Annotated in this window: 14 protein-coding genes and 1 pseudogene; 14 read left to right on the top strand and 1 reads right to left on the bottom strand. The window is 70.7% G+C overall.

Annotation, left to right across the window (positions count from 1 at the left end; translation table 11 throughout):
* Position 1: 1 nt before the first annotated feature.
* The 5 genes from AQJ58_RS22715 to AQJ58_RS22695 all read left to right on the top strand — a co-directional run bounded on the left by AQJ58_RS22715 (position 2) and on the right by AQJ58_RS22695 (position 6,806).
* Positions 2 to 916 (top strand): NAD-dependent epimerase/dehydratase family protein, encoded by a 915-nt coding sequence (locus AQJ58_RS22715; RefSeq protein WP_067252859.1) that lies wholly within the window; start codon positions 2 to 4, stop codon positions 914 to 916.
* A complete protein-coding gene (locus AQJ58_RS22710) occupies positions 913 to 2,853 on the top strand; it encodes an FAD/NAD(P)-binding protein (RefSeq protein WP_067252857.1) in 1,941 nt (646 codons plus the stop codon). The genes AQJ58_RS22715 and AQJ58_RS22710 overlap by 4 nt, the downstream gene beginning before the upstream one ends.
* Positions 2,850 to 4,265 carry a nitrosuccinate lyase gene (locus AQJ58_RS22705; protein ID WP_067252856.1) on the top strand — a complete coding sequence of 472 codons (1,416 nt, stop codon included), beginning with the start codon at positions 2,850 to 2,852 and terminating at the stop codon, positions 4,263 to 4,265. The genes AQJ58_RS22710 and AQJ58_RS22705 overlap by 4 nt, the downstream gene beginning before the upstream one ends.
* Before the next feature lie 78 nt (positions 4,266 to 4,343).
* Complete coding sequence (locus tag AQJ58_RS22700; RefSeq protein WP_067252854.1) at positions 4,344 to 5,102, top strand: SDR family oxidoreductase; 759 nt, start codon at positions 4,344 to 4,346, stop codon at positions 5,100 to 5,102.
* Between the two features lie 57 nt (positions 5,103 to 5,159).
* Positions 5,160 to 6,806, top strand: a complete 1,647-nt coding sequence (locus AQJ58_RS22695; protein ID WP_079079120.1) for an AMP-binding protein — start codon at positions 5,160 to 5,162, stop codon at positions 6,804 to 6,806.
* Positions 6,807 to 6,876: 70 nt separating this feature from the next.
* Here AQJ58_RS22695 and AQJ58_RS22690 read toward each other — a convergent pair whose 3' ends face one another.
* Positions 6,877 to 7,689, bottom strand: coding sequence for a methyltransferase domain-containing protein (locus tag AQJ58_RS22690; RefSeq protein ID WP_067252851.1), 813 nt, complete (start codon positions 7,687 to 7,689; stop codon positions 6,877 to 6,879).
* Between the two features lie 105 nt (positions 7,690 to 7,794).
* Between AQJ58_RS22690 and AQJ58_RS44615 the strand changes: the two are divergent.
* The 9 genes and pseudogenes from AQJ58_RS44615 to AQJ58_RS22650 all read left to right on the top strand — a co-directional run.
* Positions 7,795 to 8,044: pseudogene (locus AQJ58_RS44615) on the top strand (Asp23/Gls24 family envelope stress response protein); the annotation flags it as partial.
* 759 nt (positions 8,045 to 8,803) lie between these two features.
* Positions 8,804 to 9,283 (top strand): SRPBCC family protein, encoded by a 480-nt coding sequence (locus tag AQJ58_RS22685; RefSeq protein WP_067252849.1) that lies wholly within the window; start codon positions 8,804 to 8,806, stop codon positions 9,281 to 9,283.
* Between the two features lie 55 nt (positions 9,284 to 9,338).
* Entirely contained in the window at positions 9,339 to 10,595 is a 1,257-nt protein-coding gene (locus tag AQJ58_RS22680) for an aspartate aminotransferase family protein (protein WP_067252848.1), read from the top strand.
* 38 nt (positions 10,596 to 10,633) lie between these two features.
* The gene (locus AQJ58_RS22675; RefSeq protein WP_067252845.1) at positions 10,634 to 11,674 is read left to right on the top strand and encodes an SDR family oxidoreductase; all 1,041 of its coding nucleotides are present in this window, start codon (positions 10,634 to 10,636) and stop codon (positions 11,672 to 11,674) included.
* Between the two features lie 24 nt (positions 11,675 to 11,698).
* Entirely contained in the window at positions 11,699 to 12,154 is a 456-nt protein-coding gene (locus AQJ58_RS22670) for a hypothetical protein (RefSeq protein ID WP_067252844.1), read from the top strand.
* A complete protein-coding gene (locus tag AQJ58_RS22665) occupies positions 12,151 to 13,128 on the top strand; it encodes a bifunctional lysylphosphatidylglycerol flippase/synthetase MprF (protein WP_067252842.1) in 978 nt (325 codons plus the stop codon). The genes AQJ58_RS22670 and AQJ58_RS22665 overlap by 4 nt, the downstream gene beginning before the upstream one ends.
* Positions 13,129 to 13,152: 24 nt before the next feature.
* Positions 13,153 to 14,103, top strand: a complete 951-nt coding sequence (locus AQJ58_RS22660) for a ferritin family protein (protein ID WP_067252841.1) — start codon at positions 13,153 to 13,155, stop codon at positions 14,101 to 14,103.
* Positions 14,100 to 15,014 (top strand): alpha/beta hydrolase family protein, encoded by a 915-nt coding sequence (locus AQJ58_RS22655; protein ID WP_067252839.1) that lies wholly within the window; start codon positions 14,100 to 14,102, stop codon positions 15,012 to 15,014. The genes AQJ58_RS22660 and AQJ58_RS22655 overlap by 4 nt, the downstream gene beginning before the upstream one ends.
* Positions 15,001 to 16,131, top strand: coding sequence for an acyl-CoA dehydrogenase family protein (locus AQJ58_RS22650; protein ID WP_067252837.1), 1,131 nt, complete (start codon positions 15,001 to 15,003; stop codon positions 16,129 to 16,131). The genes AQJ58_RS22655 and AQJ58_RS22650 overlap by 14 nt, the downstream gene beginning before the upstream one ends.
* Positions 16,132 to 16,134: the final 3 nt, after the last annotated feature.

The raw sequence follows: 16,134 nt of genomic DNA, 5'->3' as shown, positions 1-16,134 counted from the left end.
CATGCGCGTACTCGTCGCCGGTGCCACCGGAGTGGTCGGACGTCCGCTGGTGGGCGCGCTACGGGCGCGGGGTCACGAGGTGACCGCGCTCGTGCGGGAGGAGTCGCGGGCGCCGGAGGCGGACCAGGTGGTCGTCGCCGATGCCCTCGACCGTGAGGCCGTGCTGTCGGCGGTGTCGGCCGCCCGGCCCGAGGTGGTCGTCCACCAGCTGACGGCCCTGCGCCTGCTGGGCGTGGACCCGGCGGAGGCGTTCACGCAGACCGCGCGGCTGCGTACCGAGGGCACCGCCCATCTGATCGAGGCGGCCCGAGCGGCCGGTGCCCGCAGACTGGTCGCGCAGTCGATCGCCTTCGCCGCCGCCCCGGAAGGGCCCGCGGTCCTCGACGAGGACGCGCCGCTGCACGTGGACTCCGAGGATCCCGGCTGGTCCGCCACCGTGCGGGCCGTCGCCGAACTGGAGCGGCTGGTCCTGAACAGCGGTCTGGCGGGCGTCGCGCTGCGGTACGGCACCCTGTACGGACCCGGGACCGCGTACGCCCGTGATGGCGGGATCGGGCAGTGGGTGCTGTCCGGACAGTGCCCCTTGCCGGAAGGTGGTGCGGGAATCACCTCGTTCCTGCATGTGGAGGACGCTGTGGGGGCGGCCGTCGCGGCGGTCGAGTCGGAGGCCACCGGTGTCCTCCACGTGACGGACGACGAGCCGGCCCCGGCCGCCCAGTGGCTGCCGCACTACGCTCGCACGCTCGGCGCGCCACCGCCGCGCACGATTCCGGTCGACCTCGCACCGCGGCTGCTGGGCTGGTTCGTGGCCCATCAGCTCACGGCCGCGCGCGGCGCGGCGAACGACCGGGCCCGTGCGCAGTTGGGTTTCAAGCCGCTGCGGCCGAGCTGGCGCGACGGGCTCGGCCAGGAATGACCGGCCCTGCTTCGCCCGGCGCCCTCGCCGTCCTCGTGGTCGGTGCCGGTCCGCGTGGGCTGTCCGTCCTGGAACGGATCTGCGCCAACGCCGCGGGCACCGGCCGGCCGGTCGCGGTGCACCTCGTCGATCCGTATCCGCCCGGTCCGGGCGCGGTGTGGCGCACCGGCCAGCCGGGCGAACTGCTGATGAACACGGTTGCCTCCCAGGTGACCGTGTTCACCGACGACAGCGTGGACTGCGCGGGACCGGCGGTGCCGGGGCCCAGCCTGTACGAGTGGGCGCGGACGCTCGCCGGCGCCGGGGCCTACCCGCAGCAGATCCTGGCCGAGGCACGGCGGCTCGGCCCGGACACCTATCCGACCCGGGCGTTCCACGGCCACTACCTGGAGTGGGTGTTCCGGCAGCTGTTACGCACCGCGCCCGAGGAGGTGACGGTCCACGCCCACCGGTCGACCGCGGTAGCGGTGGACGACACCCCCGACGGGAGACAGACGGTGACCATGGACGACGGCAGCCTGCTGGCCGGGATGGACGCGGTGGTGCTGGCCCTCGGCCACGGGGAGCGCGTCCCCGGGCAGGAGGAACGTGCGCTGGCCGGCTTCGCGCGTCGGCACGGTCTGGCGTACGTGGGCGCGGGCAACCCCGCCGACGCCGGCCTGGACGGGATCCTGCCGGGCAGGCCGGTCGCCCTGCGCGGCCTCGGGCTCAACTTCTTCGACCACCTGGCGCTGCTCACCGAGGGCCGCGGCGGCACCTTCAAGGAGAGCGGGACGGGTCTCGTGTACCTCCCGAGCGGCAACGAGCCGGTGCTGTACGCCGGTTCGCGACGCGGGGTGCCCTACCACGCCCGGGGCGACAACCAGAAGGGCGCGCTGGGCCGCCACCACCCGCGGTTCCTGACCCCCGAGGTCATCGCCCGGCTGCGCCGACGGGCGGACGGCGGTCAGCCCGTCGGCTTCCGCGAGGAACTGTGGCCGCTGATCGACCGCGAGGTGCGCACGGTCTACCACGAGGCGTGGATCCGGGCCGCCCACGGGGACGGGGCGGCCGAGGAGTTCGTACGGTCCACGCTCGCCGGGCGTGCCGAGCCGGGCCTCCTCGACCGCTGGGAAGTGCCGCTCGACGAGCGGTGGGACTGGCGGCGGATCGAGCGTCCGTACGGCGATCGGCGCTTCGCCGCCCGCGAGGACTTCCGGCACTGGGTGCTGGAGTACCTGCGGCAGGATGTCGTCGAGGCCCGGCGGGGCAATGTGAGCGGGCCGCTGAAGGCGGCGCTGGACGCGCTGCGGGATCTGCGCAACGAGATCCGGCTGGTGGTGGACCACGGTGGCCTATCCGGTGCGTCCTACCAGGCCGAACTGGACGGCTGGTACACGCCGTTGAACGCCTTCACCTCGATCGGGCCGCCCGCCTTCCGGATCGAGCAGCTGATCGCCCTGATCGAGGCCGGCGTGCTGCACCTGGTGGGTCCGGGGATGCGCGTACGGCCGTCGGAGCGTGACGGCGGGTACCTGGTGGACGCGGACGGGGTGTCCGAGCCGCCGGTGCTCGTCGGCGCACTGGTCGAGGCACGGCTGCCAGGACCGGATCTGCGGCGCAGCGCCAACCCGCTGCTGCGCGCCCTTTACACGGCCGGCGACTGCGTCCCTTACCGGTTGGACGGATATGAGACGGGCGGACTGGCGGTGACCGACGGCCCGCCCCGGCTGCTGGACGCGGCGGGCCGGGCGCACCCGCGCCGGTTCGCGTACGGCGTGCCGGCGGAGGGGGTGCGCTGGGTGACGGCGGTCGGCGTACGACCCGGCGTGGGTTCGGTGACGCTGGAGGACTCGGACGCGATAGCGCGGGCGGCTCTGGGGCTCCCCGAGTCCGGAAAGCTCTCGCCCGGCGCGTCTTTGCGGGCACATCAGGTTTCAGGCACAGGGAGTGGATGAGTGTGAACGCGCTGTCCGTGGGCACCGACGCGGGCCTGCTCGCCCCCACCTGGGCGGACACGCCGGTCGCGGCCGAGGTGACCGACGAGGCCTGGCTGCAGGCCATGCTGGATGCCGAGGTGGCCCTGGTACGGGCCCAGTACGCCGTCGGGCTGGTCCCGAAGAGCGCGGTGCGGGTGATCGCCTCGGCGGCTCGCGTGGACCGGCTCGACCTGGTGGCCCTGGCCCGTGCGGCCCGGGCGGCGGCCAATCCGGTGGTCGCGTTGGTCACCGCCTTCACCGAGACGGTCGCCGCCCGGGATCCGGCCGCGGCCGAGTACGTGCACCGCGGGTCGACCAGCCAGGACATCCTCGACTCGGCGGCCATGCTGATCGCCCGCCGGGCCCTCGGCCTGATCGCCGCCGACCTGGACCGGGTCCGCGCCGCCCTCGCCGCCCTGGCCCGCGACCACCGCCACACCGTGCTGGCCGGGCGCACCCTGGGCCAGCACGCCGTGCCCACCACCCTCGGGCTCAAGGCAGCGGGCTGGCTCCAGTTGGTCGCCGAGGCCCGGACCCGGGTGCAGCAGGTCGCGTCCGTCCTCCCGGCCCAGCTCGGCGGTGCGGCGGGCACGCTCGCCGCATACCGCGAGTTCGCGGCGCTGGACGGAGGGAAGGGCGAAGGCGGGGTGGAGCTGCTCCAGCCGTTCGCGCAGGCCCTGGGGCTGGCCGAGCCGGTGCTCCCGTGGCACACCGCGCGGACCCCGATCGCCGACCTCGGTGCGGTGCTTCAGCTGGTCGTCGGGGCACTCGGGAAGTTCGCGCTCGATGTGCAGACGCTGTCCCGCACCGAGATCGGCGAGGTGTCCGAGCCCGCGGCGGCCGGGCGCGGAGCCTCCTCGGCGATGCCGCAGAAGCGCAACCCCGCACTCGCCACCCTGATCGTGTCGGCCGCCCGGCAGGTCCCTGCGCACGCCCTCGTCCTGGCGCAGTGCATGCTCGCCGAGGACGAGCGCCCCGCCGGGGCGTGGCACGCCGAGTGGCAGCCGCTGAGGGAGGCGCTGCGTCTGACGGGCGGAGCCGCGCACACCGCCGTGGAGCTCGCAGAGGGTCTGGTCGTCCATCCGGAGAAGATGCTCGCCAACCTCGAACTGACCGGCGGCGCCGTCGTCACCGAACGGCTGATGGTGACGCTGGCCCCGACGCTCGGCAAGGCCCGCGCCAAGCAGTTGCTGACGGCCGCGACGGCCCAGGCGGCCGACGACGGGCGTTCCCTTGCCGAGCTGCTGTCGGACCACCCCGACGTGGCAGCCGAGTTCGACACGGACCGGCTGGCGGAACTGCTCGATCCGGCCCGGTACACGGGCGCGGCGGACGCACTGGTGGAGCGGGCGTTGCGCAGATACGGCGACACCGTCGGGTCACGGCGGTGATGACCTTCGCCGGGTGCGCGGTGGCCTCCGTCTGATGGGTGTACGCGCAACGTCTACAACGCAGAAGGAAGGGTTGAGGTGACGGACACCGAAGCGGCGCCGGGCGGAGCACCCGGGAAGGCAGACCGGGCCGGTCCCCGGTCGGTCCTCGTCACCGGCGGGAACAGAGGGATCGGGCTGGCCGTGGCCCGCCGTTTCGTTACGGCGGGCGACCGGGTCGCGGTGACCTATCGTGGCGAAAGGCCGCCCGTCGGCGAGAACCTCCTCGCCGTACGATGTGACGTGACGGACAGTCAGCAGGTCGACCAGGCCTTCAAGGAGGCGGAAGCCGCGCACGGCCCCGTCACCGTCCTGGTCGCCAACGCGGGCGTCACCAACGACCGGCTGTTGCTGACCATGAGCGAAGCGGACTTCACCTCCGTCGTCGACACCAACCTCACCGGCGCCTTCCGCGTCACCCGGCGGGCCCTGCGCGGAATGCTCGCCCAGCGCCACGGCCGAATCGTGCTGATCTCCTCGACGGCGGCACTGAGCGGTGCCGCAGGACAGAGCAACTACGCGGCCTCGAAAGCAGGGCTCGTCGGTCTGGCCCGGTCCTTGACCCACGAACTCCGCGCCCGGGACATCACCTGCAATGTCGTGGCCCCCGGCCTGACCGAGACCGACATGGGCCAGGCGCTCACCGATGAGCAGCGCCGGAAGCTGCTCGACATGACCCCGGCCGGCCGGCCGGCCCGCCCCGACGAGGTCGCCGACGCGGTGGCGTTCCTGGCCGGTGCCGGTTATGTACGCGGCGCCGTGATCCCGGTCGACGGAGGCGCCGGCCTTGGGCACTGAGGGCTGCCCGGACCGAACACCGAGCAATACGACGACGACGAGTTCATCCTACGGGAAGTGGACATTGTGAACCCGATCACCACGTTGCGCCCATCCGACACCATCGCGGAGAAGTACCGCAAGGAGGAGCTCTGGCGCGCCGGCACCATCCTGGACGACCTGGCGCGGTGGCGCGCCGAGACCCCCGACGCCCCCGCCCTTCTGGTGTCGGAGGCCGGCCGGGGCCTCATACAGCTGAGCTACTCGCAGTACGCCGATCATGTGGACCGCTTCGCCGCCGCGCTGCACGCGCTGGGGGTGCGCAGCGGTCAGGTCGTCGCGATGCAGTTGCCGAACCGCTGGCAGGTCGGACCGCTGGTACTGGCCTGCGCCCGGCTCGGGGCCGTAGCCGCACCGATCATGTGCGCGTTCCGCCCCCGTGAGCTGGAGCGGATGCTCCGCCGCCTGGATGCCGTCGTCTGCGTGACCATCGACCGGTGGGACGACTTCGAGCACGCCGCGGCACTGGCCGAGATGGCGCCCCGGCTGCCCGAACTGCGCCACCGTGTGGTGCTCGGCGAGCGGACCTCGGAGGGGGAACTCGACTTCCGCGACTACTTCGAGGACACGGAGCACAGCACCCTGCCGGATCCGTCCGTCGTGGACCCGGACCGGGTCTCCCTGGTGCTGTTCACCTCCGGTACCTCCGGCGAGCCGAAGGCCGTGCTGCACACCCTCAACACCTCGTACGCCTGGTACGCCCCGGTCGCGGCCGCCGACGGCATCGGCCCCGGCAGCCGCGTCTACTCACCGAACGCGGCGACGCACATCGTCGGCCTCAGCATGGGGATCTTCATGCCGCTGCACCGCGGTGCCTGCGCGGTCATGACCGACATCTGGGAGCCGGAGGCCGTCATCCCCTTCCTGGCCGAGGCCGGCGTCAGCTGGATGGTCATCGTCCCCGTCTTCCTGTCCTCCCTGATCGACGCGATGGAACGCACGTCGCTGCGACTGCCCACCGTGCGGCTCATCCGCGCAGGAGGCACCACGGTTCCGCAGCCACTGTTCAGGAGGGTGACCGAGACCTTCGGAATCCCGCTGGACGTGGGCTGGGGCATGACGGAGGGCGCCAACACCTTCACCCGCTCCGGAGAACACCCGGACCTGGCCGGACGTACCGTCGGGCGCTGCGCCCCCGGCCACGAGATCGACCTGCGGGCCGACCACCCGATCAGCGACGACCAACCAGGGCGTCTCTTCGTCCGCAGCCCTTCGCTGTGTCTGGCCACCTGGGGCCGGGACGACGGTCGGTTGACGGTGCTCGCCGAGCACGACGACGGCTGGTACGACACCGGTGACCTCGCGGCACCGGACGGCCACGGCGGCATCCGGCTGCACGGCCGGGCCGAAGACCGGATCGGCGTCATCATGATCCCGGTCAGTGACGTCGAGTCGGCCCTGCTGGACCACCCCGACGTCCGGGACGTCGCCCTGGTCGGCTACCCGGACGGCCACGGCGGCGAGCTCGCCTGCGCGGTCGTCGTCGCGGGGGAGCGAACGCCCACCCTCGAAGGCCTGCGCGACTGGCTCGGCGGGCTCGGCATGAGCGAATGGTGCCTGCCGTCCCGCCTGGAAATCCTGCCCGCACTGCCACGCAACGAGATCGGCAAGGTACGGAAGAACCAGCTCCGGGTACAGCTTCAGCTCCGCTCGGCTGACCACTGAGGCCGGCCTGCGGCAGGTAGTGGACGGCTATGCCGGTCCCGGGCTGCCCCCGACGCAGCCCGGGACCACCCTACGACGCCAGGCGGGCGGTGGTGACGAAGAAGGTCGCCGTCGCGGTGAAGGCGTTCCGGCGAGAGAGATCGCTCAGGTCGTCCTTCCACCGCGCCGCCTCCTCCTCGCTGACGACGCCTTGTGCGAGAGCCGCCGTCAGGGCCGGCTCCAGTACCACGTCGAACGCGGACGCGTGGTCGCTCAGGGCCGCCATGACGGGAACGACCTCGATGTCGGTGAATCCGGCGTCGGCGAGGTGACCGGCGCTTCGGGTGCCGGCGTGGGGATTGGGGACGGCCGAGCAGAACGCCTTCTTGACCGCGTCGGTGGTCTCCGTGATCCGCGAACTCACCGCCATCGACCCGAGATCGGGGTCCGCGAGAACGATGGTCCCGCCCGGCTTCAGCACCCTGCGGGCTTCGGACAGTGCCTCGGCGGGATCGCCGAAGTGGAGGAACGTCCGCTCGGAGCGGTACCAGGACAGTTCACCGTCCTCGAAGGGCAGCTCGAAGGCGCTCCCCCTGACGACGCGACAGTGCGGGAACCTGGCCAGGGCCGCGTCGACCATGGCCTGGCTGCTGTCGACCCCGACGGCGTCCTTACCGAGCCGTGCGAGATCCGCGACGGCGCGGCCGGCGCCGCACCCTACGTCCGTTCCCCTGCCCTCGGCGGCCTCCAGGGCGCGGTAGGTGATCTCCCGCACCGCGCGGCCGCTCTCGCTCTCCTCCATCTTCTGCAGATAGGAGATGAAGTCCTCGGGGACGCCGGACGAGTCGACGTCGTGGAAGCGTGCGGCAATGCTCTCGGCCGTGCGCGGTGCGGTGGTGTCCACGTGCTGCTGTCTCCCGTCAGGGGTACCAGATGTTGCCGTGCGGTGGCGCTTGTCGATCAGTCAAGTCAGAGTAACAGTAGGGTAGTTGACGGTTGGCGGCCCAGTCTGGCCGGCCGGCGGGCCAGGCCGGAGCACACCCGCCGCCGGTCTCTTACGGGCACCACGGCCGTCTCCACCGGCGCCACCCGAGCCGACCAGCCGGCCGCGGACCTCGGCCGGACTCGATCGCCGAGCTCGTCCTCGTGAAGGTGGCGCGTACCGCCGCCCGTAGATCCCGGGTGTGTACGACATGGGCGGCGGGCTGTCCCGCACCATCGGCGCCGTCCGTGACCGGGTCCGCGGAGGCCGGCCCAACCCAGGCCTCGTGCGGGAGAACGTGATCTCCGCGGTCGAGCGCGTCACCGGCGCTGGGCGACCCTCATACGTGGTCCGGATGCGACCTCCCGTACTTCTTCGCGGGCGCCGCCCAGGACGAAGAAGGCCGTCGCCGCGATCGAGGCGGACATCGTCTGCATCGCGCAGCCGTCCACGAGACCTTTCGAGGGTCGGCCTTTCCTGACGAGCAAGGGCGCATTGCGCCGCGCCTCTTTGAGCTCCGGCACTTTGAACTCCTGGCGAATGGCAGAGAAGCGCGAGGAGGCCGACACGTGTCACCGACAATGCGTTTCAGCCATTCAGGCCGCCGGCGCGACGGTGTATTTATTCCCATTGGGGACATTGGTGAGGGGGTGTGACGTCCGGATTGAGCCCCGAAGTCGGTTCACCTGCGGTTTCCTGTAGCGCGCCGACCGGAGGCCGTGATGGTCGCGGCGTGGCTGAATTTTGATGTTTCCCGGGCGTACGCCACTGTTTTGGAAGGGTTTGAGGGTTCCCCTAGCCCGACATACCGCTACTTGACTCTTCAATGGGGTTCACTAGAGTTGCCAGCGTGATCTCCCCGCAGGGAACCTGCCCATCTATCGGATTCCAGTTCTCGATACACACACCTCACACGTAGCTCCTTGCGTGACCGTCTCTGTAGTCCAGGCATTCCATGAGCAAATCCTCGCGCGCAGAGCCGGTTGATCCTGATCTCGTCCGCCAATGACACCTCACGCAGGCCTTTGGAGCGTCGATGAAACACCCAGCGAGAGTCGAGGAGACGATTCTCGTCACGGCTTCCGCAGAATCCGTCTACCGCGCGGTGAGTGATCTCCGGCGCATGGGTGAGTGGAGTCCCGAGTGTGTGGGTGTCTGGTCCCGAAGCCGGCACTTCGAGGCGGGCACACGGTTCATCGGATGGAATCGCAGGCGACTGTGGTTCTGGTTCACCTCATGCACCGTCATACGCGCCGAGAAGGCACGTGACTTCGCCTTCTCGGTGAGTACGTTCGGCATGCCGGTCGCCCTGTGGGGCTACCGCTTCGAGGACCACGACTCCGGCTGCCTGGTGACGGAGTACTGGGTGGACCTGAGAACAGGCCGCAGCGCCCCGGCCGCCAAGCTCCTCGGCCTGGTCTTCACGGGCACCCCGCCCAAGCGCCGCTCCGCCGCCAACCGGGAGGGCATGCGCGCCACACTCGCCAGGCTCAAGGCGGTGGTGGAGCGAGTGTGAGGCCCCGTCCGCGGACGGCGAACGACGAACCACCTCCCTGGAGAAAAACGCCAGAATGAATGCATCCGTGAAGGCCGGCGATATTTCCACCGGCGAAGCGATCGCCCTGCACCGTGCACACCTGAGCAAAGGACGCAGCCAACTCGCCGCGATGTTCGGCAGTCTCGTCGAGCACTCCGCTTCCGGCGCCCGCGTCACCACCACCGATGGCCAGGAATTCCTCAACTGCGGCGGCTACGGTGTCTTCTTCACCGGAGCCGGGCACCCGCACATCGTCACAGCCGTACAGCGGCAGGCGGAAAAGCAGGCCCTTTCCACCCGTCTTTTCCTCGACCCCGTGGTCGGCCTCGCCGCCCAGGCGCTGACCTCGGTCGCACCGGCAGGGCTGGACAGGGTCCATTTCTCCGGATCCGGTACCGAAGCCACGGAGACGGCCATCAAGCTTGCCAGGGCGCACGGGAAGCGCCGGCTGATCTCGATGGAGAACGGCTATCACGGCAAGACCGTCGGAGCCCTGTCGCTGACGGCGAAGTCCTTCTACCAGGATCCGTTCCGGCCTCTCCTGCCCGACGTGGAGCACGTACCCTTCGGCGACACGGCGGCGCTGGCCGCAGCCCTGGCCGAGGGCGACGACGCCTGCGTCGTGCTCGAACCGGTACAGAGCGAGGCCGGCGTGATCATGCCGCCGCCCGGCTACCTCAAGGAAGTGGCAGCCCTGTGCCGCGAGCACAACGCCTTCCTGGTGGTCGATGAGGTGATGACCGGACTGGGACGGCTCGGCGCCTGGTGGGGCTGCGACCTCGAGGAGGTGCGGCCGGACGTCCTGCTGATCGGGAAGGCCCTGTCCGGGGGCGTGGTCCCGGTATCGGCCGCGCTGGCCACCCCGGAGGCGTTCGCGCCCTTCGACTCCGACCCCTTCCTGCACACGTCCACCTACTCCGGGGCCCCCATCGCGATGGCCGCGGCCCGTGCCACCATCGAAGTGATCCGCGACGAGCACCTGGTCGACCGGGCCGCCGAGACGGGCGCCCGGCTGCTGGACGGCCTGCGCGCCATCGCCGCCGACCGGGCCCCCCACCTGGTCCGCGAAGTGCGCGGTGCCGGTCTGCTCATCGGAATCGAACTCGTCGACGCCAGCCAGGCCGGTGAACTGCTCCTGGAGCTGGTGGACCGTCACGTGGTGGTCAACCACTCGCTCAACGCGCACCCGGTCGTGCGCGTCACCCCGCCCGCCGTGCTCTCCCCGGACGAGGAGACCCAGCTGCTGGAAGCGATGGACGACGCGCTGACCGCCATGGCGAAGAGATTCTGAGACTCCCCCCGACCCCACAGCTCCGAAAGAGCCCCCACATGTCAGACAAGACTGTCCTGCTCACCGGCGGTTCCGGAGTGCTCGGTACCGCGCTCGTACCGCAGCTGAAGCACCACCGCGTCATCGCCCTCGCCCACCGAAAACCCCCCGCCGACTGCGCCGAGGTGGTGTACGGCGACGTCTCCCAGCCCCTGCTGGGCCTCGACGAAGCCGAGTACAGCAAGCTCTGCTCCGAGGTGGACGTCGTGATCCACGCCGCGGGCATGGTGAAGTTCAGCAGCACCGCTGAGGAGATGGAAACCCTCAACGTGCAGGGCGCCCGCCGGATGTCACAGTTCGCCCTCGACGCCGACGCACCGCTCGTCCACGTCAGCACCGCCTACGTCTCGCGCGCCGAGGAGATCCGGGCGGCAGGCGGCGAGCAGGCCGGCCGCGCCAACAGCAGCCCCTCGCTGTACGTGAGTTCCAAGGTCGCCGGCGAGAAGATCGTCCGGGACAGCGGCGCACAGGCCGTGATCGTACGCCCGTCGATCATCATCGGGGACTCCGTCACCGGCGAGATCTCCGAAACGCAGGGGCTGCACACCTTCGCACACAACGTGCTGCGCAACCGGCTGCCCTTCGTACCCAGCCACCCCACGGGCTACGTCGACTTCGTCCCCCAGGACGTGGTGGCCCAGGCCATCGTGACACTGCTCGACCAGGACGTCCGGGACGGAGAGTACTGGATCAGCAGCGGCTCCCACGCCCTCACCTCCGCCCGGCTGACCGAAGTGATCATCGAAGAGGCGGCCGCCCTCGGCATCACGGTCAACCCCCTGCGGGTCCTCGCCCCCGACATCGTCGAACGCCTGGTGCGACCCGCGTTCTTCGACGTGGTACCCGACTGGGCGAAGACACGGCTCGACCGGCTGCTGGACATGACCGCCGTGCTCTTCCACGAGCACCCCATCCCCAGCTCGCTGGCCGAGATCCCCGGCTGCGAGTCCGCGGCGGACGTCAAGGCCAGCGAGAACGCATGGCGGGCCTCCATCCGCCACATGATCCAGAACCGGTACCAGCTCTACGCCACGGCCTGACCGCCCGGGTGTTGGAAGGAAACCATGAGCGCGGAACAAGCCTTCGGGCACCGGCAGAACTACCGCACCACACGGGCGGAATACCTCGGCGCCTTCGCCGTGGCCGCCGTCGCCTTTCTGTGGCACATCGACGAGGTGCGCTGGGGGCCGGCGATCCTGCTGTTCGCCTACATCGACATCATCGGCTACATCCCGGGCCTGATCGCCTACACCCTGTCCAGGGACGGGAAGATCCACCCGGTGTTCCACATCCTGTACAACGTCATGCACACCTGGCTGTCCGCGGGCGCCGTGATCCTGCTGTGGGCATGGCTGGTCGGCCCGGAGTGGGCCCTGCTGGTCGTCCCGCTGCACCTGTTCGGCGACCGAGGCCTCCTGGGCAACTACGCCAAGCCGATACCGGAGCCGTTCGAGCACTTCGAGACCGGCCGCCAGAAGGCCTTCCACGCCGCGCAGAAGGGCGAGGTGCAGCCCGTATGACGGCCGCGCCGCCGGACGCGCTGGAGAGCATCGCCGCCTACGCCGACCACCCCAGCGGGTACCTTGCCTACAACGACGGCGTCGAGCACTTCACCTCCGCATCCGTGCCCGGTGTCATCCCCTACCGGCGCCGCGGCGGGACGGTGTTCGTCTTCGGCGGGCCGTTCGCGCCCGCCGAGCACCGCGCCGCGCTCCTGGCCGACTTCCAGAAGCGGGTGGTCACCGGCCGGCAGCGGCTGGTGGCCGTCCAGGTCCGGGCCGCGGACCTGGACCTGTTCGCCGGAGCGGACTGGACGGTCAACCAGCTGGGCAGTTCGTACAGCGTCGACCTGACCCGCTTCTCGCTGAAGGGCAAGGCTCTGGCGAAGATCCGGCAGAACATGGCCCGCGCGAGACGTGAGGGCGTGTCGGTCCGTGAGGTACCGGCGGCCGATCCGCCGCCCGCACTGGACGAGATCGACCGCAGATGGCTGCGCGACAAGGGCTGGCACGTCAAACGGATGACCTTCCTGGTCGGCGAACGCACCGGCCGGGGCACCCCTCACCGGCGGCTGTTCGTGGCCGAGCGGGACGGGGCCGTGATCGGCTACGTCTCCTACTCGCCGTCGTACGGCAGCCGTCCCGGCTGGCTGTACGACCTGACCCGACGCACCCCCGAGGCATCGGTCGGCACGATCGAGCTGATCAACTTCGCCGCGCTCCAGGCCTTCACCGAGGAAGGAGCCGAATGGCTCCACCTGGGCCTGACCCCGTTCGCCGGACTCGGCACCGAGCCGGCCAACGCCAGCGCGGTCCTCGGCCGCATGGTGCGGCTGATCGCCGAGCGGGGCACCTTCGTCTACCCGGCCCGGTCCCAGCAGGCGTTCAAGCTCAAATGGGCGCCGCACGTGATCGAACCCGAGTACGTGGCCTTCAGAGGCGGCCCCCGGCCCTCCCCCCTCTGGCAACTGTTCCGCATTACCAACGCAATCTGAACCGACGATCTCAAGGACCACAGGATGACGACGAACATCGCACCCGAGGCGGACTGGGACCTGGCCCCCAACGTGCTGGAGGGGGCCCGTGAGCTCAGGCTCAGCCCGGAGCAGTGCGACCTGGACTACTGGATCGCCAACGTCGCCCAGGGCACGCTCAAGGGGCTCGTCAACGGCCACCACCCGGACGCCGTCACGCCGGAGTACATGCTGAAGCCCGGCCCGCTGCGCGACGCGCTCCTCTTCGAGTTCTCCTTCCGCTCCATCGCCGAGGACAAGGCCGCACGAGCCATCACCTCCCTGGTGCAGAACGCTCCCGACGTGAAGTCCATGGAGTTCTACGCCACCCAGCTCATCGACGAGGCCCGGCACGCTCAGGCGTTCCGTGCGCACATGCTGGAGATCGGCGTTGCGGAGGCGGAACTCGACGACGTCATCGAGGAGTACGCCGGCGAGCACCAGCGAGGCGTCCTCGACCCGCTGGAGGAGTTCGGTCTGGAGGTGATGAACGGGCCGCACGCCTTCGTCTCCGGGGTCGCCGTTCTCACCATCCTGGTCGAGGGGGTGCTGGCGCCCACCGGTGAACTCAGCGAGCACAAGTGGAAGATCGTCGATCCCGCGGCGGCGAGCGTGGAGCGCGGAGCCGGCATCGACGAGATCCGGCATCTGACCGTCGGCAGTGAGATCGTCAAGCGGCACCTGGAGCGTGACCCGTCGCTCAAGCCGCACCTGGCGGACGTGGTCCGGCGCGGCAACGAGCTGTGGGGCAAGCTGCCGGTGCTCGCCGTGCTGCAGCGCCGGGAGGAGCTGTTCCAGGCCGGCATCGAGCAGATCGCCGACGTCATCGGCGACCACGAGATCTGGCCGGGCCGCCGGCTGCTGGACAGCACCCCGGACGAGCGGATCGCCACGGCCCTGCAATGGTCCGCCGAGACCCAGACCACCCGCCTGGCCTACATGGGGATGGGCGAGTGACCGACCGGGCCGAACGTCCTTCGGCGGGCGACGAGCCGGATCGGCTGGTCGTGCAACTGCCGGCCGGAGCCGAGCTGGCGGTGCTGCACTGGCCGGGTCCGGCCGGGGCCCCGCTGGTGGTGGTATGGCCGGCGCTCGGTGTACGGGCGCGGTTCTACCGGCGCTTCGCCGCCGCGCTGTCGGCGCACGGCCTGGGCGTGGCGGTGGCTGATCTTCGTGGCTACGGAGACAGCCGGCCCCGCCCGGACGCTTCGGCCCGGTACGGCTATCACGAGCTGGCCACCGTGGACTACCCGGCGGTGTTCGGCGCCCTGCGCGAACGGGCGCCGGACAGCGCGGTGTTCCTGTTGGGGCACAGCCTCGGTGGGCAGATCGGCCTGATGTACGCGGCCAGGCAGCCGGCCGAACTCGACGGCATGCTGCTGGTCGCGGCGGGTACGCCGCACTTTCGCACCTATCCGGGACTGACCGGGCTGATTCCGCTCCTGGGCACCAACACCGTCGCGGGTGTCGCCCGACTGCGCGGCTACTGGCCCGGTGACGTCCTGGGCTTCGCCGGCCGTCAGTCCCGGGTCCTGGTCGGCGACTGGGCGCGGATGGCCCGTACCGGCCGCTACCGCCCGACCGGCGCCGACGTCGACTACGAACAGCTGATCGCGGACCTGCGGCTGCCGGTGCTGGCGGTGTCGGTCGGCAACGACCTGCTGGCCCCGCCAGGAGCGGTGGACGCCCTGTGCGGACTGCTGCGGAGCGCTGAAGTGTCCCGCTGGCACCACGCCGAACGACTCAGCCACACCGCCTGGGCCAACCGGCCCGAGCCGATCGCCAGGGAGATCGGCCGATGGATCGACAGTACGCTCGCGGGCAAGCCCTGGCACGGACCCGCAGGAGACAGTGATGCGGTTTCTTGAGCCAGAGCGCTCGACTCTGGAGACGTTCCTGCCCGGCCTGGACGACCGGCTGGCCGCTCTCCCGCTGAACGAACGGGAACGGCCGCAGGGCCCCGCGCTGACCCTCTTCAAGGAAGCGGGAGGCCCCGGGCTGGTGGTGCCGGAGGAGCACCGGGGCCTGGGGGCGAGCGCGGTACAGGCCGTACGGCTGCAGCGGGCCCTGGCCTCGCGCAGCCCGTCCCTGGCGGTGGCCACCACCATGCACCACTTCTCCGTCGCCGGCCTCATCCAGGCGTACGAGGCCACCAAGGGACTGGAGTGGATGCTGCTGGAGGCCGTGGCCGACCAGAAGCTGCTGATGGCTTCCGGATTCGCCGAGGGCAGGTCGGGGCAGTCGATCCTGGCGTCCTCCATCACAGCCCGACAGGACGGCGAGGACATCGTCCTCAACGGGGTCAAGAAGCCCTGCAGCCTGTCCGCCTCGATGGATCTGCTGACGGCGTCCGTGACCCTCGACACCGACAACGGTCCGCAGCTCGCCGTGGCACTGATCTCCGCCACCACCCCCGGCATCTCCGTGCACCCCTTCTGGGGTACCGCCGCGCTGGCGGGCGCCGAGAGCGACGAAGTGCGGCTCCAGGACGTCAGGGTGCCCTCGGACATGGTGGTCCGCACCGAGCTGGGTGAGGACGGCAGCCTGGACGGAATCCAGAACGTCGGCTTCATCTGGTTCGAACTGATGATGGCGGCCTCCTACCTGGGCATGGCCAGCGCACTCGCGGAGCGGGTCCTCGAACGGGACCGGACGGACGTCGCCGAGCGGGCCCGGATCCTGGTGGAACTGGAGGCCGCGATGGGAGCCATCGTCGGCGCCGCGTCCCCCCTGGACGGCGACGGTCCCGTGGGACAGGCCGAACTGCTCCAGTCGCTGGTGGTCCGGTTCTCGGTCCAGGACACGATCGACCGCGTCGTGCCGCGCTGCCTGGAGGCGCTCGGCGGCATGTCGTACGTCTCCAGTGACGAGACGTCGTACCTGGCCGCGTGCGCGGCCGCCCTGAAATTCCACCCGCCGTCGCGCGCCTGGTCCAGCCAGGCACTGTGCACGGCCTTCGCCGGCGGACCGCTGGTCCTGGGCTGACCC

Source organism: Streptomyces sp. DSM 15324, from assembly GCF_001514285.1.
Taxonomy (GTDB): domain Bacteria; phylum Actinomycetota; class Actinomycetes; order Streptomycetales; family Streptomycetaceae; genus Streptomyces.
The sequence above is the reverse complement of the archived record's forward strand: the minus strand, read 5'-3'. Positions and strand labels throughout refer to the sequence as shown.